This is a genomic window from Acinetobacter terrae (genome assembly GCF_002135195.1).
Lineage (GTDB): Bacteria > Pseudomonadota > Gammaproteobacteria > Pseudomonadales > Moraxellaceae > Acinetobacter > Acinetobacter terrae.
Genome location: NZ_NEGF01000007.1, coordinates 100,062 through 120,191, shown reverse-complemented (window position 1 = coordinate 120,191; position 20,130 = coordinate 100,062). Strand labels below are relative to the sequence as shown.

General features: G+C 35.1%; 17 protein-coding genes and 1 pseudogene. 15 read left to right on the top strand and 3 right to left on the bottom strand.

The window, feature by feature from the left end; all coding sequences use genetic code 11:
• Nucleotides 1-57: 57 nt before the first annotated feature.
• Nucleotides 58-266, top strand: a pseudogene (locus B9T23_RS09660) (NAD-dependent epimerase/dehydratase family protein); the annotation flags it as partial.
• A gap of 284 nt (nucleotides 267-550) precedes the next feature.
• Here the strand turns inward: B9T23_RS09660 and B9T23_RS09655 are convergent.
• From B9T23_RS09655 to B9T23_RS09645, 3 genes are read right to left on the bottom strand one after another with little or no spacing between them, the layout of a single operon-like run.
• On the bottom strand, nucleotides 551-2,746 hold the full coding sequence (locus B9T23_RS09655) for a polysaccharide biosynthesis tyrosine autokinase (protein ID WP_086193959.1): 2,196 nt from the start codon (nucleotides 2,744-2,746) through the stop codon (nucleotides 551-553).
• Nucleotides 2,747-2,764: 18 nt separating this feature from the next.
• Complete coding sequence (locus tag B9T23_RS09650; protein ID WP_067725745.1) at nucleotides 2,765-3,193, bottom strand: low molecular weight protein-tyrosine-phosphatase; 429 nt, start codon at nucleotides 3,191-3,193, stop codon at nucleotides 2,765-2,767.
• A 1-nt stretch (nucleotide 3,194) separates the two neighbouring features.
• Nucleotides 3,195-4,298 carry a polysaccharide biosynthesis/export family protein gene (locus B9T23_RS09645; protein WP_067725747.1) on the bottom strand — a complete coding sequence of 368 codons (1,104 nt, stop codon included), beginning with the start codon at nucleotides 4,296-4,298 and terminating at the stop codon, nucleotides 3,195-3,197.
• Between the two features lie 303 nt (nucleotides 4,299-4,601).
• On the opposite strand from B9T23_RS09645, the gene tviB reads away from it, so the two are divergent.
• From tviB to galU, 14 genes are all read left to right on the top strand, one after another.
• Nucleotides 4,602-5,900 carry a Vi polysaccharide biosynthesis UDP-N-acetylglucosamine C-6 dehydrogenase TviB gene (tviB, locus tag B9T23_RS09640; RefSeq protein WP_067725749.1) on the top strand — a complete coding sequence of 433 codons (1,299 nt, stop codon included), beginning with the start codon at nucleotides 4,602-4,604 and terminating at the stop codon, nucleotides 5,898-5,900.
• Nucleotides 5,901-5,927: 27 nt separating this feature from the next.
• Nucleotides 5,928-6,875, top strand: coding sequence for a Gfo/Idh/MocA family protein (locus B9T23_RS09635; protein WP_067725751.1), 948 nt, complete (start codon nucleotides 5,928-5,930; stop codon nucleotides 6,873-6,875).
• Entirely contained in the window at nucleotides 6,875-7,774 is a 900-nt protein-coding gene (locus B9T23_RS09630) for a DapH/DapD/GlmU-related protein (RefSeq protein WP_067725753.1), read from the top strand. The genes B9T23_RS09635 and B9T23_RS09630 overlap by 1 nt, the downstream gene beginning before the upstream one ends.
• Nucleotides 7,767-8,870: a DegT/DnrJ/EryC1/StrS family aminotransferase gene (locus tag B9T23_RS09625; RefSeq protein WP_067725755.1), complete on the top strand. Its 1,104-nt coding sequence runs from the start codon at nucleotides 7,767-7,769 to the stop codon at nucleotides 8,868-8,870. Before B9T23_RS09630 ends, B9T23_RS09625 begins: the two co-directional genes overlap by 8 nt.
• Before the next feature lie 17 nt (nucleotides 8,871-8,887).
• Nucleotides 8,888-10,135 (top strand): oligosaccharide flippase family protein, encoded by a 1,248-nt coding sequence (locus B9T23_RS09620; RefSeq protein ID WP_143222514.1) that lies wholly within the window; start codon nucleotides 8,888-8,890, stop codon nucleotides 10,133-10,135.
• The gene (locus B9T23_RS09615; protein WP_067725759.1) at nucleotides 10,132-11,163 is read left to right on the top strand and encodes a hypothetical protein; all 1,032 of its coding nucleotides are present in this window, start codon (nucleotides 10,132-10,134) and stop codon (nucleotides 11,161-11,163) included. Before B9T23_RS09620 ends, B9T23_RS09615 begins: the two co-directional genes overlap by 4 nt.
• 1 nt (nucleotide 11,164) lies before the next feature.
• Nucleotides 11,165-12,370: an O-antigen polymerase gene (locus tag B9T23_RS09610; protein WP_067725761.1), complete on the top strand. Its 1,206-nt coding sequence runs from the start codon at nucleotides 11,165-11,167 to the stop codon at nucleotides 12,368-12,370.
• A gap of 16 nt (nucleotides 12,371-12,386) precedes the next feature.
• Nucleotides 12,387-13,502, top strand: coding sequence for a glycosyltransferase (locus B9T23_RS09605; RefSeq protein WP_067725763.1), 1,116 nt, complete (start codon nucleotides 12,387-12,389; stop codon nucleotides 13,500-13,502).
• A gap of 2 nt (nucleotides 13,503-13,504) precedes the next feature.
• The gene (locus B9T23_RS09600) at nucleotides 13,505-14,767 is read left to right on the top strand and encodes a glycosyltransferase family 4 protein (RefSeq protein ID WP_067725765.1); all 1,263 of its coding nucleotides are present in this window, start codon (nucleotides 13,505-13,507) and stop codon (nucleotides 14,765-14,767) included.
• Nucleotides 14,748-15,359: a sugar transferase gene (locus B9T23_RS09595; protein ID WP_067725954.1), complete on the top strand. Its 612-nt coding sequence runs from the start codon at nucleotides 14,748-14,750 to the stop codon at nucleotides 15,357-15,359. The genes B9T23_RS09600 and B9T23_RS09595 overlap by 20 nt, the downstream gene beginning before the upstream one ends.
• Complete coding sequence (locus B9T23_RS09590) at nucleotides 15,352-16,008, top strand: NeuD/PglB/VioB family sugar acetyltransferase (protein ID WP_067725767.1); 657 nt, start codon at nucleotides 15,352-15,354, stop codon at nucleotides 16,006-16,008. The genes B9T23_RS09595 and B9T23_RS09590 overlap by 8 nt, the downstream gene beginning before the upstream one ends.
• 33 nt (nucleotides 16,009-16,041) lie before the next feature.
• Nucleotides 16,042-17,211: a DegT/DnrJ/EryC1/StrS family aminotransferase gene (locus B9T23_RS09585; RefSeq protein ID WP_086193957.1), complete on the top strand. Its 1,170-nt coding sequence runs from the start codon at nucleotides 16,042-16,044 to the stop codon at nucleotides 17,209-17,211.
• A gap of 139 nt (nucleotides 17,212-17,350) precedes the next feature.
• Nucleotides 17,351-19,225, top strand: a complete 1,875-nt coding sequence (locus tag B9T23_RS09580; RefSeq protein WP_067725956.1) for a polysaccharide biosynthesis protein — start codon at nucleotides 17,351-17,353, stop codon at nucleotides 19,223-19,225.
• 15 nt (nucleotides 19,226-19,240) lie between these two features.
• The gene (gene galU, locus B9T23_RS09575) at nucleotides 19,241-20,116 is read left to right on the top strand and encodes a UTP--glucose-1-phosphate uridylyltransferase GalU (RefSeq protein WP_067725770.1); all 876 of its coding nucleotides are present in this window, start codon (nucleotides 19,241-19,243) and stop codon (nucleotides 20,114-20,116) included.
• The last annotated feature ends 14 nt before the right edge of the window (nucleotides 20,117-20,130 follow it).

The following is a 20,130-nucleotide window of genomic DNA, read 5'->3' as shown; positions in this document are numbered from 1 at the left end:
TTTCTGGTTTAGATGTCTCTACTCAAGGGCTAATCCAAATCTTACTGGGAAAAAGACATGGCTAAAATTTTAGTGACCAGTGGAGCCGGCTATATTGGCTCGCATAACTGTGTGGAACTGTTGGATTCGGGACATGAGGTTGTTGTTCTGGATAATCTTTACAATAGTTCAGAACAATCTTTAAATCGTGTGTAAGTACTCACAGGAAAACCTTAGACTTTGTTGAGGGTGATATTCGTGATGCAAAAGTTTTCGATCAAATTTTTTAGCAATATGCAATTGATGCAGTAATTCACTACCAAGCAAAATTAAGTATTTTTTGTTTTATAGAAAAATACTACAATAAGAAAAGGCTTCAAACTGATTTTAACTCGATGAGTCCAAATCAGTTTGAAGCCTTATAGCCTTAGCTTATTCTCTTAACTATATATCCAGAAAAGTTGACTGGCTCCAAAAAGTCGCTTAATCAACCGTTCAACTTTCTTGGGGGCAGATCAAAATAACTCGCTCTTAGAATGAAAAAATTCAATTGAGATGAATCAAATCTGTTTTAATCATTGTCTTTCGAGGCTTTATAGCCATAGGCATAGTTATAACCATAACCATAACCATAACTGCCAGTACCGCGTTGAATATCATTCAGAATAAAGCCATTGACCTTAACATTGACCTGTTCAAAACGATTCAAGGTTAATTCCAGTTCTTTCATCTGTGATTTTGCATAACGTGCAATCACCAAATTCACGCCGGCATATTGTGAAATGATAATTCCGTCGGTCACGGCCAGTACCGGGGGAGTATCAATAATAATATGGTCATAGTTGGGTGAAAGCTGTTCTAGCATGGCTGCAAATTTTGCCGAGCTTAAAAGTTCGGAAGGATTCACCGGACTCTTGCCACGTGTCATCACCTCTAGATTGTGAACTTCAGTGGGCTTAATAATATTTTCAAGACTTTGCTGGGTATTATTTAAATATTCAGCCAGACCCGGTTGGTTGTCATGGTTGAAATATCGATGCAAATAACCACGGCGCATATCGCCATCAATGATCAGGACGCGTTTATTACTTTGCGCTAAAATCGTAGCCAGGTTGGTAGAAATAAAGGATTTTCCCACTTCGGGCGCAGGACCTGAAATCATAATGATATTGTTTTTCGCTTGACTCATGGCAAAGTGAATCGCGGTACGTATGCTGCGTAAGCTTTCAATCGCAATATCGTCCCCATTTTTAATCGCTAAAATAGGAATATGCTTTTTCTTTTTCAGCAGTTTAATACGGCTTTCTTGGATCGGTGAACGAGGAACCGTGGCATATACCGGTAAATCCAGCTCATTTTCAATCTGGCTGGAATCCTTAATGCCCAAACGCATCATATTGCGCAGTAGAGCCAGTAAGGTTCCGAGGAAACCACCAAGGAAGATGGATAAAATCAGAATCTGTAATTTCTTCGGCGCAATTGGTTTAATTGGCTCAACCGCGGTATCGACAACACGGACATTACCAATTTCCCCTGCTTTGGCAATACGGAGTTGCTGGTAAGAATTGAGCAATGCGGTATAGAGCTGGGTTTTAACCTCAACCTCACGGTACAACTGTAAATAGCGACGTTGTAAATCAGGCAGTTGTTTTAAGGTGTCATTCAACTCACCAATTTTTTTATTAATTGCTCCCAGCTGGGCATTCATTTGCTGCATCATTGGATGTTCGTTGGTATATTTGGCCGCCATTTCAGCCTGTTGCTGTTGGAGTTGCGATTTTTGCGTCTCTAGGGTAATACTTTGGGTTAAATACAGTTCAGATTCTTTGGTCACATCCACGGTATTATATTGCTGACGGAATGTATTAAATTCACGTTCTGCAAGATCCAGCTGCTGTTTTAATTCAGGTAACTGTTCATCGAGGAATTTAAGCGTTTGAGCGGTTTCAGCAGAACGGCGTTCAATATTTTGTTGGCTATACGCCACCAGAATGGAATTTAAGACTTTGGTGATATGTTCTTTATCCTGACCTTGATAATTCAGACCTAAAATACCGGTCAATTTGCCTTTTTCAGCCACAGAATAATTCTTTGTAATTGAACCCATGGCTGCAGGCAAAGACATTTTTTGAATATTATAGGTATCTTTGAATTGATCTTGCGTATAGATCGCCACTTTCCAGGTGCCATGGGCTGAAGCATGCTGGCTTTCCTGGTTGGTCGGGGCACTAAACAGGATTTGCTTGGTTTTTTTATCGGTTAAGGTGAATTTACTGGCATTAAAATTCAGCAGCAGATCCTTGTCCAGGTAATACGCTGGAACTTCAAATTTTCGAACCTCAAAAGACTTGGCATCATCCTGGAATATAACGGATTTGGCCTGATAGTTGGTTTGATAATCATGCGGGTTGAGTAAACGGTCAAAAAAGCGGTTTTCTGTTCCGGAAATTTTTACATCCAGGTTTAGGTTTTTAATCACCGAACCCAGCACTAACCGTGATTTCAGCAGTTCTATTTCAGCTTGAGCCGGCTGTTTTTGCTCAATCATGCTGGACAGATCACCCAATAAGGCGGCAGAGGTACCTTTACTTTCTTCAACCTGTACCAAGGCATCGACCGAATAAGTATCGGGTGTGGCTCTTAAATACAATAATGCACAGACCAAGCTTAAAATCACACACAGTGCGATGAGTTTCCATTGGGCAATGAGGGAAAAAAACAGCTCTTTTAAATCAATTGTATCTTCAGTATTGGTGTTTTGGCTCATAATTTTGCTATCAAAAAGTTAAATATGTTGTGTCCAGTCGCTAATACACTCTTGTATTAATTGACAGGTTTCATTGAAGACCAATTGCTCATGCTGGTAGGGATCAGGAACATTTCTGCCTCGCCAATGTCCTAATCGGAACGTTTTTCCTTTCGCAAAAGGCCAAGTCTGCTCTAAATGTTTTTGCTGATTTTGGCTCATGACCAAAATCAAGTCCGCCTTTTTAATCAAGTCGCTATTCAGTTTCTTGGCAATATGTGGCTGCATATCGATGCCTAAATGCTGCATACATAATTGTGCTTTTTCATCTGCAGCATGGCCGATTAAGCCGGAAATACCGGCCGACTCAATATGAACTTGCGGATACTGCTGTTTTAAAAAGTATTCCGCCATCGGGCTACGGCAGATATTGCCCACGCACACCACAAGAATATTGCGAATATTCATGTTAATTGCCCAAATTATTGGCTGTATTAACAAGACTAGAAAAAGGAACCATTTGATTAATCACACGTTGCCAACGAGCCAAGCCTGAAGCATCGACATAGACAATATCATTACTGCGCATTTTAAATTTATTGGCTAAACCAAAATCTGCAATGCTGGTTAAATCTAATTGATAAACTTCTGTAGAGGTATCAACAGTATTGCTACGCACTACATAAATTTTACTTCGACTGGCAGATAGCGGATTTAAGCCTAAACTTTCACCTAACACATCACTTAAACTCATGCCTTGGTCACGCATAGGCAAGGACTGATTTTTACCTGATTCACCCATCACATAAATTTTCTGGTTTTCACGTGAATTGACATACAGCGTATCATTGGGTTGTATTAATAAGTTATGTAAAGAAAGTCCGGCTTTTTCTAGCTCAATCGTATTGAGTTGATAAGTACGGCCTTGTCTGATTAGAGTAATAGAGGCGTTATCGCCCTGTTGAGAGTTGACACCACCTGCCATACCTAAAGCAGTATACACACTGACAGGCTGATCACTCAGAGCAAATTGTCCACCTTTCATTACATTGCCTTGCACAGAAAAACGTTGTCCTTGATAAGACAACACCCGTGCAATCACATCGGGTGTTTTTAAATAACGGGAAAGCTGGCCACGTAATTCCTGATTGACCTGAGTTAATGGCTTTCCTGCAGCTTTATAACGACCAATCATGGGAAACTGGATATAGCCATTTTGGTCAATTTGATAACCGTTGGCTTGTACTGATTGTTCATTATTAATAGTTGTGGTTGGAGGTGTTATATCTGGATATGCCCATAAATAAATAGAAAGAACATCACCCGCACTGAGTTTATAATTTTTATGGGAAGTATTAAATAAATGAACATAATCTTGACGAAGATTAATTTCGGCAGGTTGTACCGCAAATAAAGATTCTTGAGTGAGTTTAATTACATTCACCTGAGTGCCTAAATCCGTTTGGTAAACTCCTTCATTCGGTAAATCATAAGTTTGTAAGCCAGAAGTGACTGCGCAACCCGTCATGGAACAACTTAAAACCAATAAAGCAGTATATTGAATTTTTCTCACTCTAAATCCTGTTGTAAAAATTATTAAAAACTTAAACTTAAACTTAAACTATTCTACCTTCCTAATTACGAAAAAAATATAGCAAATTGTAAGTTGTTTATAGGTGGTAAAAAGATGAAAGGTGTTGGAGTAAAAAAGAAAAATCTATTTTAAATACAATAAAATCTCAGCTTTTAAAGAATATTTAGTCCGGTTTTTAATTGATTTTTATATAAATTAGCAACAGAAAATACTTGATTTTCTGTTATGATTTCACTCGTTTTTATTTACTTCTTAGATTATATAAATAAGCAAGGCTCAAAAATGCTCACTTTGTCAGAACTCAAGATTGCCGTGATTGGTTTAGGATATGTCGGTTTACCTTTGGCGGTTGAATTTGGGAAAAAAGTACCAGTCGTGGGTTTTGATATTTATCAAAAACGCATTGATGAACTAAAGAGTGGTCAAGACCATACTTTAGAAGTTTCACCAGAAGAATTAGCACAATCAGCTCATTTAACCTATTCAGCTAATTTAGAAGACTTAAAAGACTGTAATTTTTTTATTGTGACGGTACCAACACCTATCGATCAAGTTAATCGTCCTGATTTAACGCCTTTGCAAAAGGCCAGTGAAACCATTGGCAAAGTTTTAAAGAAAAACGATATCGTTGTATATGAATCTACTGTTTATCCAGGTGCAACAGAAGAAGTATGTATTCCTGTATTAGAAAAAATTTCAGGGTTGGTTTTTAATCAAGACTTCTTTGCCGGTTATAGCCCTGAACGTATTAATCCAGGTGATAAAGTAAATACACTGACTAAAATTAAAAAAATTACAAGCGGCAGTACACCGGAAGTTGCTGATATTGTAAATAATGTCTATGCAAGTATTATTACTGCCGGTACGTATAAAGCAACAAGTATTAAAGTTGCTGAAGCAGCAAAAGTGATTGAAAATACGCAACGTGATTTAAATATTGCCTTAGTGAATGAATTATCTGTAATTTTTGATCGTCTTGGTATTGATACAATTGATGTACTGGAAGCAGCTGGCAGCAAATGGAACTTCTTGCCATTCCGTCCAGGTTTAGTGGGTGGGCATTGTATCGGTGTAGATCCATATTATCTAACCCATAAAGCAGAAGAAGTTGGTTACAACCCTCAAGTGATTTTGGCGGGACGTCGCATTAATGACAATATGGCGCGCTATGTAGCTCGCGCGACGATTAAGCGAATGGTTAAAAATAACATTGATGTAACTAAGGCAACTGTAGGTATTTTAGGGATTACCTTCAAAGAAAATTGCCCAGACATTCGTAATAGTAAAATTGTAGATGTAATTAAAGAGTTTGATCAGTGGGGCATAAAAGTGGCCGTGTGCGACCCTTGGGCAGATGCCGAAGAAGTTAAACATGAATATGGCATTGAATTGGTTCAGGTAGATACCGAACACCCTGTAGATAGCTTGGTAGTTGCTGTCGGTCATAATCAATTCCGTAATCTTTCAGCTCAGGCATTGCGTAGCTATGTGGTCGGTGAAAAGCCTGTATTTGCTGATGTGAAGAGCTTATTTGATCGTGAAGAAATTGCCGAGCAAGGCTTTACTGTATTCCGTCTATAATTTAATTAATTGAATGAAGTTTTAAACATGAAAAAATTTGCCCTTATTGGTGCTGCCGGCTATATCGCACCTCGTCATTTAAAAGCAATTAAAGAAACTGGCAATACTCTAGCTGTAGCCATGGATATTAATGATTCTGTCGGGATAATGGACAGTCATTTCCCGGAAGCTGAATTCTTCACTGAATTCGAAGAGTTCGAAGCTTATGTGGAAGATCAGAAATTAAAAGGTCAAAAACTCGATTATGTAGCAATTTGTTCACCCAACTATTTACATTCACCTCACATGAAATATGCATTAAAAAATGGTATTGAAGTGATTTGTGAAAAGCCATTGGTTTTAAACTCATATGACTTAAATATGTTAGCTGAGTATGAGAAAGAATATGGTGCGAAAGTAAACTCTATTCTTCAATTGCGTCTACATCCTTCAATTATTGCTTTACGTGATAAGGTTCAAGCAGCACCCGCTGATAAAATCTTTGATGTTGATTTAACATATCTCACTTCTCGCGGTAAATGGTATTTAAAATCGTGGAAAGGTGTAGATAAAAAATCTGGCGGTGTAGCAACCAATATTGGTGTGCATTTTTATGACATGCTGCATTTTATTTTTGGCAAAATTGTAAAAAATGAAGTGCATTTTCGTGATGAAAAAACTGCATCAGGTTATCTGGAATATGAACGTGCACGCGTACGCTGGTTCTTGTCTATTGATGCAAATAACTTGCCGTCTAATGCAGTCAAAGGTGAAAAACTGACTTACCGCAGTATTACCATTGAAAATGAAGAACTTGAATTTTCAGGTGGCTTTACCGACCTTCATACTCAAAGTTATCAACGTATTCTTGACGGTAAAGGCTATGGGGTTGAAGAAAACCGTGCTGCAATTGAAACAGTTGAAGTGATTCGTGTTGCACCTTTAGTTGAAAATCCGGAAAACCCTCATCCACTTTTGATCAAGGTTAAAGCTTAATGAAAATTACAAAGGATTTGATTTTTCATGCAACTAAGTATGTCTTTAAAAATGAAATTAATTATGACGGTTTAGGTTTACTCGTTACCTCTTCGAATGCAAAATTGTTATCATTTATAGAAAGTCAAAAGTATATTGCTCAGGTCAATGAAAATAGTAGTATTCGAGGTATTTTTTGTACTCAAGAAATTGCAGAATTACATCAATTTCGGGGTGATATTGATGTAATAGTAGTGGATGATCCCAAATGGTTCTTTTTTTCTATTGTGGATTATTTAGCCAAAAACAAAGAAAGGATCCCAACTCAAATTGATCCAAGTACTAGAGTGAATTCTACTGCATATATTAGCCCAGTAGGTGTAATCATTGGTAAAAATTGTATTGTTGAACCTAATGTAACCATTCATTCGGATGTAACAGTGGGTGATAATGTCATCATACGTGCAGGTACAGTTCTTGGTGGAGAGGGCTTTGAGCATAAGAAGACTCTTCATGGGATTTTGTCAGTAACACATAATGGCGAAGTCATTATTAATGATAATGTGGAGATAGGTGTCAATTCTCATGTTGCAAAAGGGTTTTCATATCGTCCAACAATTATTGGTGAAAGTACGAAGATAGATGCGTTTGTTCACTATGCTCACGGCGTTCAATGCGGAAGAGAGTGTTTAATTGTTGCTCATGCAATGATTGGTGGCAATGTTGATATTGGTAATAATGTTTGGATTGGTCCCTCAGCAGTTATTACTAACCGTATTACATTAGAAGACAATTGTTTTATTACCTTAGGTGCTGTAGTTACACGTAGTATCAAGAGTGGGGAAACCGTTACGGGTAATTTTGCTATACCACATCAAAAGTTTCTGAAAAATTTAAAAAGGTCACTTGCTAATGATTGAGTTTATTGATTTAAAAGCACAGCAAGTGCGTCTGAAAGATAAAATTGAAGCGGGTATTGAAACCGTATTAACTCACGGGCAATACATTTTAGGTCCTGAAGTAAAAGAACTTGAAGAAAAACTTGCAGCGTATGTTGGTGCAAAATACTGTATTACTTGCGCGAACGGGACAGATGCTCTACAAATTGTACAGATGGCATTTGGTATTGGCTCGGGTGATGAAGTGATTACTCCAGGATTTACCTATATTGCGACTGCTGAAACAGTTGCGGTATTGGGTGCTACCCCCGTGTATGTGGATGTTAATCCTAAAACATATAATCTAGATGTTGAAAAGCTTGAAGCTGCCATTACGCCACGGACCAAAGCCATTATTCCTGTCAGCTTATATGGTCAATGTGCCGATTTTGATGCCATTAATGCAATTGCAAAAAAATATAATTTACCTGTAATTGAAGATGCTGCACAAAGTTTTGGTGCAACATACAAAGGCCGTAAAAGCTGTAACTTAAGTACAGTGGCTTGTACCAGCTTTTTCCCTAGTAAACCTTTAGGTTGTTATGGTGATGGCGGTGCAATTTTTACTAATGATGAAGAATTGGCGAAAGTGATTCGTCAAATTGCTCGTCATGGACAAGACCGTCGTTATCATCACATTCGTGTTGGGGTAAACAGTCGTTTAGATACTTTGCAAGCGGCAATTTTGTTACCCAAATTAGAAATTTTGGATGATGAGATGCAGGCACGCCAGCATGTGGCAGAAACTTATACTAAATTGTTTAATGAAGCAGGTATTTTAACAACGCCATTTATTGAAGCACATAACCAAAGTGCTTGGGCGCAATACACCATTCAAGTGGAAAACCGTTCGCAAGTACAAGATAAATTAAAAGAGCAAGGTATTCCAACTGCTGTGCATTATCCTATTCCTTTAAATAAGCAGCCTGCTGTAGCTGATGTAAACGCAGTTTTACCTGTTGGTGATGAGGTAGCAGAGCGAGTGATAAGTTTGCCTATGCATCCATATCTAGATGAAGTAGCACAGAAAAAAATTGTTGATGGATTGGTTAATTATTTAGAAAAGCCTTTCTCATAATTTAAGGAATTAAAAGATTGTTAATTTTGAGAAAGGTTTTAAATTCTAGTTTAGTACAAAATATAATGGCTTTAAGTTTTGTGCAAATTGTTAACTATATTTTGCCTTTTTTATTGATACCATATTTTTTAAAAACTTTAGGTTCCGATGGGTGGGGTAGAATAATATATATACAATTAATTTTACAATATTTTGTAGTTGTTGTAACTTATGGTTTTCAATGGTCTGCTGTAAATAAAATTTCCCCAATAAGAAGTAATAAAGATGAGGTTAATAAGCTATTTAGTAGTTATTTTTTAGCACAATGTCTGTTGATAATACTGTGTTTGTTAATATTTATTTTTAGCTCACTAATTTTTGATAAAGTAGCTATTAATTTTAAGCTAATTTTGATAGGCTTTTTAGGTGTTATAGGTGCAGTGGTTTTTCCAGTTTGGTTAATGCAGGCCTTAGAACAATTAAAGTTTATGGCATTGGTTCAATTAATAGTTCAGTTGCTTTGTTTTTTATGCATTTTTTTGTTTGTAAAAAATACAAGTGATTTAGATTATGCTTTGTTTTTTCAATCAATTAATAATTTAATTGTAGGATTGATTTGTTTTATATTTCTCTATAATAAAGGTTATAAAATAAGAAAAATTAATTTTTTAGATTTGAAGTTGGCATATATAGATGGCTTCACATTATTTGTTTCACAACTTTGGATAAGTTTGTATACCAATAGTATACCGGTAATATTGGGTATTTTATCTAATAATACAGCAGTAGCTACATATTCTGTAGCTGATAAAATTCAAAAAGCTGTGAGATTTTTACTGAATCCAATAAGTAGAGCAATTTTCCCACGGATTTCTTTTTTACAAAAAAATGATCTGAAAAAGGCAGATAGGCTTCTGCATTTATCAATGTTATTTACTTTTTTAGTAACTATTTTTGGTGGTATATTATTACTAATTTTTTCAGATAAAATTATTCAGTTTCTAAATGCTGAGAGCCTCCCTAATATTTATTCCGTAATATATATTCTTGCTGTAATGCCTGTACTGGTAGGAATGTCTAGTGTGATAGCCATACAAGCACTTATTCCAAAAGGATACTCGTCTGCATTAAATAAAATTTGGTTTAGTGCTTGTTTTATAACTCTTGTATTATCTATTCCTATTATTAGTGAGTATGGTGTAGTAGGAGCTACTATCCTAGCTGTTTTAGTTGAGGCTTGTATTTTGATCATGATGTTAATAGTTTTAATGCGAGGAAAAAAATGAATTTTTATTCATGGGATAATCATTCTACTTTGAAAAGAAAAACGGGGGGAGGAAAGGCTAGGTTAGATGTTAGCTATTTTTTGGAAAAAAAAGGTTATAAATCTCTTAAATATTACAATTCTCAAAATATATATTTAAAATTTTTATTGTTGGCTATAAATTTTATTTTATTTCCATTTTTAATAAAAAAAGGAAGTGTGCTTTTTGTTCAATATCCACATAATATTGGGCAGAGAAATATTTTAAAATTTTATAAAAATATAAAAAATATAAAAACAATATTTTTGGTTCATGATCTAGAAAGTATTCGAGCTAAGAGTGATAAGGAAATAGAAGCTTTAGATCTTGAATTTTCTGATTATATTATTTCTCTAAACGCTGTATTAACATCTTATATTGAAAAGGAATTAAATATAAAGAATAAGCAAATAGTGAATTTAGACTTATGGGATTATTATGTTAGTGAAGTGCCATCTAGTGTAATTGAAATTGATTTAACAGAAGATTCTGAAAAATATAAATTTAATGTATTAATTGCTGGAAATCTAGATAAAAAGAAAGTTGGATATTTAGACCAACTGGAAAAAATAAATGATGTGCGATTTTATTTAATGGGAGATAATTTAGATAAAAATATTGAATTAAAAGAAAATGTAAAATACTTGGGAGTTTTTAATTCAGATACTCGAGTGAATTACTTTGGAGGGAGTATATTTGGTCTAGTTTGGGATGGAGATTCAATTGAAACTTGTGCCGGAAATTATGGTGAATATTTGCGAAAAAATCTTCCACATAAAACTTCATTTTATTTGAGTAATAGAATTTCAGTTATTATTTGGAATGAAGCCGTATTACTTAAGCATCTTCAGGATAACTCTATTGGAATAGGAATTGTTAGTCTACGTGAATTATCTTATATAGGTGAAAAAATTATCAATGTCGATAACAGTTTTTTAAATATTGAGCAGAAGAGGATTAACTCAGGTTATTATTTAAATAATGCTATAAATAATTTGGATATTTTTTAATATGCTTTTTTTTATTTTTTTCATAATATTCTACTTTTTTACACTAACAATAGAGTTAAACATCTGGCATAGTATTGCAACACCTTATGTTTTAACTACTTCTCCAATTGTATTTTTATTGATTTTTAACCAGTTAATTGGTGTAAAAATGGGGTTTTATGTAATTAGTAATAATTTACTTTATATATATTTTTTATTAGGTTTTTTTTCTATTTTTTTATCATCTATTTTTGTTAAAATTATATCGAAAAGTCAGAATTATGATTATAGTAAAAAAAATAATATTGAAAAAGATTTTACTCAAATAAAATATTTATCTTACTTTTTCAAAACTCTTGTTATTTTGAAGGTTTTTCAATTAATAATTTTATATGGGATGGGATTTTCTTTTTTAAATATGAAAGAATCTTTAGGTGCTGGTTTTTCTGGTATAACAACTCTATTACTAATTTTATGTGTTGTATTTTTTTATGGGGCTTATGAAAAATTAAAATTTACTAATGTTATATTTATAATAATGAGTATGATACCTTTATTTCTTTATGGTACTCGAGGATGGATGTTTATTGCAATTATTGGAGGTGTTTTATTTAAGGGTTATTATTATAATATTTGGCCAAATAAATTATTAATTGTTTTGTCCCCAATTTTGGGTATCTCTTTTATGATGGTAACTTATATTTTTAGAAATGCTTCTGGTGATGTTGATGCTAGTGCAGTAGAAATGTTTCAGCATGTTATTGGTTATTTTGTTGCTGGTGTTCAAGGTGCTAATCAGCTATTTGGATCATCTATTCCGACTAAACCTTATTTAGGCATGTGTTTTAGTGCTATTATAAACTTAAAAGAATTTATTATTGGGAATAATAATTATGTTTCTAATGTAGGTCCTGCTTTTTTTTATATTAATAATATTAATGTTAATATTAGTAATGTAAATACAGCATTTGGAACCCTTTTTCATGGTTTAGGTCCAGTGATTGCTCCAATTTATATTTTTCTATTATACTTTTCTTTATATATGTTTTTTTTGATGAAAAATAAAATTAAAAATATTTTTTTATTAATGTTTTATTCCATCATAACTTCTGGTATATTTTTATCATTTTTTGAATATTATTTAGGTTTAATATTTTATTTTTTTGCTATGATGTTTCTTTTATTTTTATATTTTTATATAAAAATTTTAAAAAGTTTAAAAATATAAATATCTTAGGTTCTATATGAAAGTAATTTTATTGGCAGGTGCAAATAGCATACATACAATTCGGTGGGCAAATGGATTGCAGGCAGCAGGACTAGATGTTTATCTTATTAGTCAACATCCTTTAATGCATCAGCTTAATGAGGGTATTCATTATTATGAATTACCTAATCGTGGAGTTTTAGGATATTTTTTAATGGTATCCCAGGTAAAAAAAATATTACTAGAAATCAAGCCGGATATTGTAAATGCTCATTATGCAAGTGGGTATGGTACAACTGCACGTTTAGTTAACTATCATCCCTATATACTTTCGGTATGGGGGAGTGATATTTATTTATTCCCTAAAAAGTCATTTCTTCATAAATGGTTAGTGAAAAAGAATTTATTGGCCGCAGATGCTATTGCTTCAACAGGTCATAATATGGCTTTAGAAACAAATAAATTGGTTACTTTAAAAAAGCCTATTTTTATTACACCTTTTGGTATTGATAAAGAGGTTTTTTATATAAAGCGAAATTATTCAGCATCAGGATATTTGTTAGAAGATAAGATCGTTATTGGTACAGTTAAATCTTTAAAACCAGTGTATGGAATAGATTTGCTTATTCAGGCATTTGCTCAGTTAAAATCCCATCTAAAATATACCCGCCCAGATTTAGAAAAAAAGCTTTCCCTGCGTATAGTTGGCGGTGGGGCTGAATTGCAAAAATTGGTGAGATTAGTTGCGAATTTAAAAATATCTGATGTCGTTGAATTTGTAGGTCAGGTTTCTCATGATCAAGTACCTACAGAGTTAGCAAAGTTAGATATATATGTTGCTTTGAGTAGGAGTGAAAGTTTTGGTGTTGCAATTCTGGAAGCAGGTTTGAATCAATGTCCTGTTATTGTTTCAAATGTAGGAGGTCTGCCTGAATTAGTAATAAATAACGAAACTGGTATTATTGTTGAAAGTGAAAATGTAAATGCAGCAGCAGATGCAATGCAAAAATTAGTTATTTATCCAGAATTAATAGCATCATATGCTAAAAATGCACAGCAGCATATACTTGATAACTATGTTTGGGATGCGAGTGTAACCAATATGATAAGTGTTTTTCAATCGGTTATTGCTGATAGTAAGGTGAAAGTATAAATATGTCAGAACACAAGGTTTTTTGGTTTATTAATCAATACTCTTCTACCCCAGAAACAGCAATGGGGGGTAGACATTATTATCTTGCTCAAGAGTTAGCGAAAAAAGGTCATCAGGTCTATATAATAGCAGGTTCTTATAGCCATTTATTACGTCATCCTAAAAAAATTGAAGGTGAATATTTAATTGAAAATATTATGCCAAATTTTAATTTTGTTTGGGTTAAATTACCTAATTATGGGGGAGCTCATAGTAAAGAAAGAATCATTAATGAGTTTAGATTTGCTTGGAAATTAAGAAAAATAAAAAATATTATTGATCATAAACCAAATGCAATTTTATATTCATCTCCAGCTTTAATTGGATACTTGGGTGCAAAAAAACTAGCTGATTTTTTTGATTGCTCTTTAATTTTTGAAGTTAGAGATCCTTGGCCATTAACTTTAGTTGAATTGGGCGGTTACTCAAACAACCACCCTTTCATAAAACTTTTACAATGGATTGAAGATCGAGCTTATAAAAGGGCTGATTTTGTTTTTTCTAATTTTTTTAATGCTATAGAACATATGCAATTGAGAGGATTAGATAAAGTGAAATTTCATTGGATTCCAAATGGTGTCTCCTTACAAGAAGTAGAAAAAAAAGAACCTCTAGATATTAAAATTATTAAACAAATACCGAAAGATAAATTTATTATTGGTTATACTGGAACAATTGGTATTGCTAATGCCATGGATTATTTAATAGAAGCTGCACAGTTGGTAGCAGAGAATAATCATATCCATTTTGTTTTAGTTGGAGATGGTAAGGAAAAAGAAAATCTCATCCAAAAAATGAAAGAAAAGAGTTTAAGCAATATTACCTTTATTGAGTCAATTCCTAAAAAACAAATTCAGTCAATATTAGAAAAATTTGATGTTTGCTATATTGGCTGGCAAAAAAATAAAATGTATCGGTTGGGAGTTGCTGCCAATAAGTTACCAGAATATTTATATTCTGGTAAGCCTATTATTCATTCCTTTTCTGGTGCAGGAGATTTTGTACAACAGGCGAATGCTGGGATTAGTATTGAAGCAGAAGACCCTTTATTAATTGCTCAAGCAATTCAACAGATGTATCAGTTAACCGATCAAGAGCGAAGTAATTTAGGTAAAAATGGCCGTAAATTTGTTTTACAGCATTTAGATTACACTAAATTAGCTGATAAATTAGAACGAATCATTTTTCAGGATTTTGAAGAAAAAAATAATGAAACGTTTACTTGATATTACCATCGCTTCAATAGCCTTGATTTTACTTTCTCCACTTTACTTTATTGTCGCACGTAAAGTTAAAAAGAATTTAGGCTCACCAGTGTTATTCCGCCAAGTACGTCCGGGTTTGCATGGCAAGCCATTTGAAATGATTAAGTTCCGTACCATGAAAGATGCAATAGATGCGCAAGGTAATCCATTACCGGACAGTGAACGTTTAACACCCTTTGGTAAAATGTTGCGTTCAACCAGTCTGGATGAAATGCCAGAGCTCTGGAATGTGATTAAAGGTGACATGAGCATCGTTGGCCCCCGCCCATTATTAACAGAATATTTACCTTTATATAATGAAGAACAAGCCAAACGCCATAATGTGCGTCCTGGTATGACAGGTCATGCACAAGTCAATGGGCGTAATGCTATAAGCTGGGAAGAAAAGTTTAAGCTGGATACCTGGTATGTTGAAAATCAGTCGACACTGCTTGATTTTAAAATCATGTTTAAAACGGTACATAAAGTTTTAGCTAAAGACGATATTAATGAAGCAGGTGAAGTCACAATGACCAAGTTTACTGGTAGTAAAGTGAATCAAAATAATGACTGAAGTCTATGCAATTTATGGTGCTTCTGGGTGTGGCCGCAGCTTAATGCCGGTAGCACGAGAACATCTCGCTCGTCAAAATATTACTGCACAGATTTATTTTATTGATGATAGTCTGACTGAATCTAGCCAAATTAACGGTCATATTGCATTAAATTATGATGCTTTCAAAGCTTTATTTGCTGAAAAAAAGTTTGTTTTAATTGGCATTGCGAATAGCCAAGTTCGTCAAAAACTGGCGAATAAGTTAGAAAAAGATCAAATTGAGCTTTGGTCGGTTCAAGCGAATAATACGATCATTATGGATTGTGTGGAAATTGCGAAAGGTGCTGCTTTAAGTCCCTTTGTATCAATCACTTCAAATATCAAAATTGGTAAATGCTTTCATGCTAATTTGTATAGTTATGTTGAGCATGACTGTGTGATAGGGGATTATGTAACTTTTGCACCTGGTGTGAAATGTAATGGTAATATTCACATCCAAGATCACGCTTATATCGGTACTGGTGCAGTGATTAAACAAGGTACCCCAGACAAACCTTTAGTCATTGGCAAGGGTGCAATTATAGGCATGGGAGCCGTTGTCACTAAAAGTGTACCTGCAGGAGTGACAGTTGTCGGCAATCCTGCACGAATTTTAGAGAAAAAATAATTTTTCAAACCTTTTAAAATCTAGGAATAGGTAATGTTAAATACTGCATTTGAACCATGGCCAAGCTTTACTCAACAAGAGGCTGATGCTGTATCTAAAGTTTTACTTTCAAATAAAGTGAACTATTGGACGGGACAAGAATGCCGTGAGTTCGAAAAAGAATTTGCACAGTTTGCTGGAACTCAATATGCAGTAGCACTTGCCAACGGTACAGTTGCTTTAGATGTGGCGCTTAAGGCCTTAGGCATTGGAGCAGGGGATGATGTGATTGTCACTTCCCGTACTTTTTTAGCTTCTGCCAGTTCAATTGTCACAGCAGGTGCAAATCCAGTATTTGCCGATGTGGAACTGGATTCTCAGAATATTTCACGTCGCACTATTGAAGCAGCTATCACACCAAACACCAAAGCTATTATTTGTGTGCATTTGGCCGGTTGGATGTGTGATATGGATCCGATCATGCAATTAGCGACCGAGAAAGGCTTATACGTGATTGAAGACTGTGCTCAAGCACATGGCGCAATGTACAAAGGTAAAACTGCCGGCTCCATTGGTCATATTGCTGCTTGGTCATTCTGTCAAGACAAGATCATGAGCACTGGCGGTGAAGGCGGCATGGTCACCACCAATGATGAGTCGCTTTGGAAGAAAATGTGGTCCTATAAAGACCATGGTAAAAATTTTGACAGCATCTATAACAAACAACATCCACCAGGGTTCCGCTGGTTGCATGACTCATTTGGCACCAACTGGCGCATGATGGAAATGCAGGCGGCAATTGGGCGTATTCAGCTGACAAAAATGGTTGAATGGACTCAAAAACGTACAGAAAATATGGAAAAAGTTTTAGCAGCATTTGAAAGCAGTTCATATTTTACCGTGCATCGTCCATCCGCAGATTATGTCCATGCAGCGTATAAATGCTATGTACAGGTCAATACTGAGGCTTTACCAGAAGGATGGTCACGTGACCGCATTATGCAGGAAATCAATGCATCGGGCGTGCCTTGCTTTAGTGGTTCATGTTCAGAAGTTTATCTAGAACATGCATTTGATAATACGCCATGGCGACCTAAAACACGCTTGGTAAATGCTCAACAGTTAGGTGAAACTAGCTTGATGTTTTTAGTTCACCCTACTTTAAGCCAAGAGAGCATGAATAAAACTGTAGCGGGTATCCAGTATGTGATTAACCAGCTTTAATAGTGCATTGAGTAATGTGGAGCGTAAAAATATATGCTCCACATTATAAAATAGGTGGATTAAATGCATGGGATTTAGATTAAATCAAGAGAGATTTAATCTAGATAAAATAATCGAATTGAAAAAAGAAGCCTTTCCAGTGAAATCAATTATTGTTCCATTCGCTACAGCATCAAGACATAAGAAACAAAGCTTTTTAATCGTTTTAGATTTTTTGATTTTTCCTATTCTTATCTGGCTTTGTTATGCCATTCGTCAGTTTGACCTTGGCGCAGAGGTTGTTCCAAACTTGGCTTTTGGCTCTTTATGGGTCAGTGTTTTGGCGGTTTGTTCATTACTGGTTTGTGGTGTTTATCTTTTTATTGTACGTACCTTCAATGAGGTATTCATTGCTAAATTAGCACTCGCGACTGCCCTGACGGTTGTAGGTCTATATGCAATGGCATATTGGACAGATGCTTTTATTCCAACATCGATTCCTTTGATGTTTGGTTTCTTGATGTTTACCTGGATATGGGTAAGTCGTGGCATTATTCGAGCTGTGGTGAAGTCTTATTTACAGTCCGATATTCCGCGTAAACGTGTTGCAATTTATGGTGCCGGATATGCCGGTCAACAGGTGGCAGCCACACTCTACAGATCGGATGAACATTTACCGGTATTTTTTATTGATGATGATGCTTCATTATCGAGTCAAATGATTGGCGGATTAAAAGTTTATAATCCTGCACATGCTTTAAATTTATTTGAAAAACAACAGGTAGATGAAATACTTATTGCACTCCCTTCTGTAGGACGTGTGCGAAAAAGTGAAATACTTAAGTTTTTAGAGCCTGCACATCTTAAAATTACTGAAATCCCTGGTTTAACCAGGTTGATGGATGGTGAAATCCGCGTTTCAGACATCAAAGAAGTAGATATTATTGATTTGTTAGGTCGTGATCCTATCCCGCCTATTCAAGAATTATTGGCTAAAAATATCTTGAATAAAGTCGTGATGGTTACTGGTGCAGGTGGTTCAATTGGTTCAGAACTTTGCCGACAAATTATTAAAAATAAGCCTCAAAAATTAGTGATTTATGAGCTTACAGAATTTGCGCTCTATGGTATTGATAAAGAACTCAATTTAAATACCGATATTGAGATTATTCCTATTTTAGGAACAGTGCTTGATCAGGCAAAATTAGAACGAGTGATTGAACAATATCAAGTTCAAACGATTTATCATGCTGCTGCATATAAGCATGTGCCTTTGGTTGAGTGTAATCCACTCGCTGGATTAAAAAATAATTCGATTGGTACTGCATTTAGCTTAAATGCTGCGGTTAAAAAAGGTGTTGAAACTTTTGTTTTGATTTCAACAGATAAAGCAGTACGTCCGACCAACGTTATGGGTGCATCAAAACGTATGGCAGAATTGTACTGTCAAGCCATGGCTGAAGCACAGAACCAGACACAAGTCAGTATTGTTCGTTTTGGTAATGTTTTAGGTTCATCCGGCTCAGTCGTTCCTTTGTTTAAGCAACAAATTGCTAAAGGTGGTCCAATCACTGTGACCCATCCAGATGTAACTCGGTATTTTATGACTATTCCAGAGGCATCACAGCTGGTGATTCAGGCTGGTGCTTTGGGACAAGGTGGTGATGTATTCTTATTGGATATGGGTGAACCTGTCCGTATTCAAGATCTTGCACGACAAATGATTTCCTTAAGTGGATTGACAGTTCGTGAATCAGATTCGAAGCATGGGGATATTGAAATTCAATACTCCGGCTTACGTCCAGGTGAAAAATTGTATGAAGAATTACTGATTGATCATGAAGATACCGAGATCACACAACATACTCGTATTTTAAGATCCTTCGAAAAGCATTATCCTTTGAACGAGTTGATTGAAATCTTTGAAAGAATTAATACACTGACAGCCGTTGAGGAAGATGTTGATTGGGCTTTAGTGCAATTAGAACATTATGTTGATGGCTATCAACGTGGTAAAGAAATTAAAGTAAATTAATATTTAGGTATGATGATGATCAAAAAAGCGATTCTCCCTGTTGCTGGATTAGGCACACGTTTTTTACCCGCAAGTAAGTCGATTCCCAAAGAAATGGTGACGGTGGTTGATCGTCCGGCTATTGAATATGTGGTGAAGGAAGCTGTTGCAGCTGGTATAGAACAAATTATTTTGGTGACGCATTCTTCAAAAGCATCGATTGAAAACTATTTCGACCGTAACTTTGAGCTGGAAACGACATTAGAAAATAAAAAGAAATTTGATCTGCTTAAAGAAATTACTGAAATTTTACCACCGCATGTCAGTGTGATTAGTGTTCGTCAGCCACAACCTCTTGGTTTAGGTCATGCAGTACTGTGTGCAAAAGCCATTGTAGGAGATGAAGATTTTGCAGTTCTATTGCCAGATGTACTAGTTAAAGATGATCAAGTTGAAAATGATCTAGCGAAAATGATTGCACGTTTTGAAGCTACGGGATCTTCACAAATTATGGTTGAAGCAGTGCCTGAAAATATGGTGGATCAATATGGAATTGTTGACGTTAAACATTCACCGAATGAAGGTGAAAGTATCGTGATGCAGGGTATTGTTGAAAAACCTGCAATAGGTACAGCACCATCCAATCTTTCAGTGGTTGGTCGCTATGTTTTGCCTGCAAAAATTATGCAATTACTTGAAAATACACCGAAAGGTGCGGGTAATGAAATTCAACTGACCGATGCTATTGCCATGCTTCAGGAAATAGAAACTGTTGAAGCCTATCGTATGAAAGGTCAAACCTTCGATTGTGGGAGCAAAATTGGTTATTTAAAAGCAGTACTTCATTATGGTATTGATCATCCTCAATTAGGTGATACATTTAAAGGGTTAATCAAAGAATTAAAACTATAAAATTATAAAGCTAG

Excerpts from the sequence above, each read along its gene's own strand:
- B9T23_RS09655 (WP_086193959.1), bottom strand. The coding sequence starts at position 2,746 with ATGAGCCAAAACACCAATACTGAAGATACAATTGATTTAAAAGAGCTG.
- B9T23_RS09650 (WP_067725745.1), bottom strand. The coding sequence starts at position 3,193 with ATGAATATTCGCAATATTCTTGTGGTGTGCGTGGGCAATATCTGCCGT.
- tviB (WP_067725749.1), top strand. The coding sequence starts at position 4,602 with ATGCTCACTTTGTCAGAACTCAAGATTGCCGTGATTGGTTTAGGATAT.
- B9T23_RS09635 (WP_067725751.1), top strand. The coding sequence starts at position 5,928 with ATGAAAAAATTTGCCCTTATTGGTGCTGCCGGCTATATCGCACCTCGT.
- B9T23_RS09630 (WP_067725753.1), top strand. The coding sequence starts at position 6,875 with ATGAAAATTACAAAGGATTTGATTTTTCATGCAACTAAGTATGTCTTT.
- B9T23_RS09625 (WP_067725755.1), top strand. The coding sequence starts at position 7,767 with ATGATTGAGTTTATTGATTTAAAAGCACAGCAAGTGCGTCTGAAAGAT.
- B9T23_RS09615 (WP_067725759.1), top strand. The coding sequence starts at position 10,132 with ATGAATTTTTATTCATGGGATAATCATTCTACTTTGAAAAGAAAAACG.
- B9T23_RS09610 (WP_067725761.1), top strand. The coding sequence starts at position 11,165 with ATGCTTTTTTTTATTTTTTTCATAATATTCTACTTTTTTACACTAACA.
- B9T23_RS09605 (WP_067725763.1), top strand. The coding sequence starts at position 12,387 with ATGAAAGTAATTTTATTGGCAGGTGCAAATAGCATACATACAATTCGG.
- B9T23_RS09600 (WP_067725765.1), top strand. The coding sequence starts at position 13,505 with ATGTCAGAACACAAGGTTTTTTGGTTTATTAATCAATACTCTTCTACC.
- B9T23_RS09590 (WP_067725767.1), top strand. The coding sequence starts at position 15,352 with ATGACTGAAGTCTATGCAATTTATGGTGCTTCTGGGTGTGGCCGCAGC.
- B9T23_RS09585 (WP_086193957.1), top strand. The coding sequence starts at position 16,042 with ATGTTAAATACTGCATTTGAACCATGGCCAAGCTTTACTCAACAAGAG.
- galU (WP_067725770.1), top strand. The coding sequence starts at position 19,241 with ATGATCAAAAAAGCGATTCTCCCTGTTGCTGGATTAGGCACACGTTTT.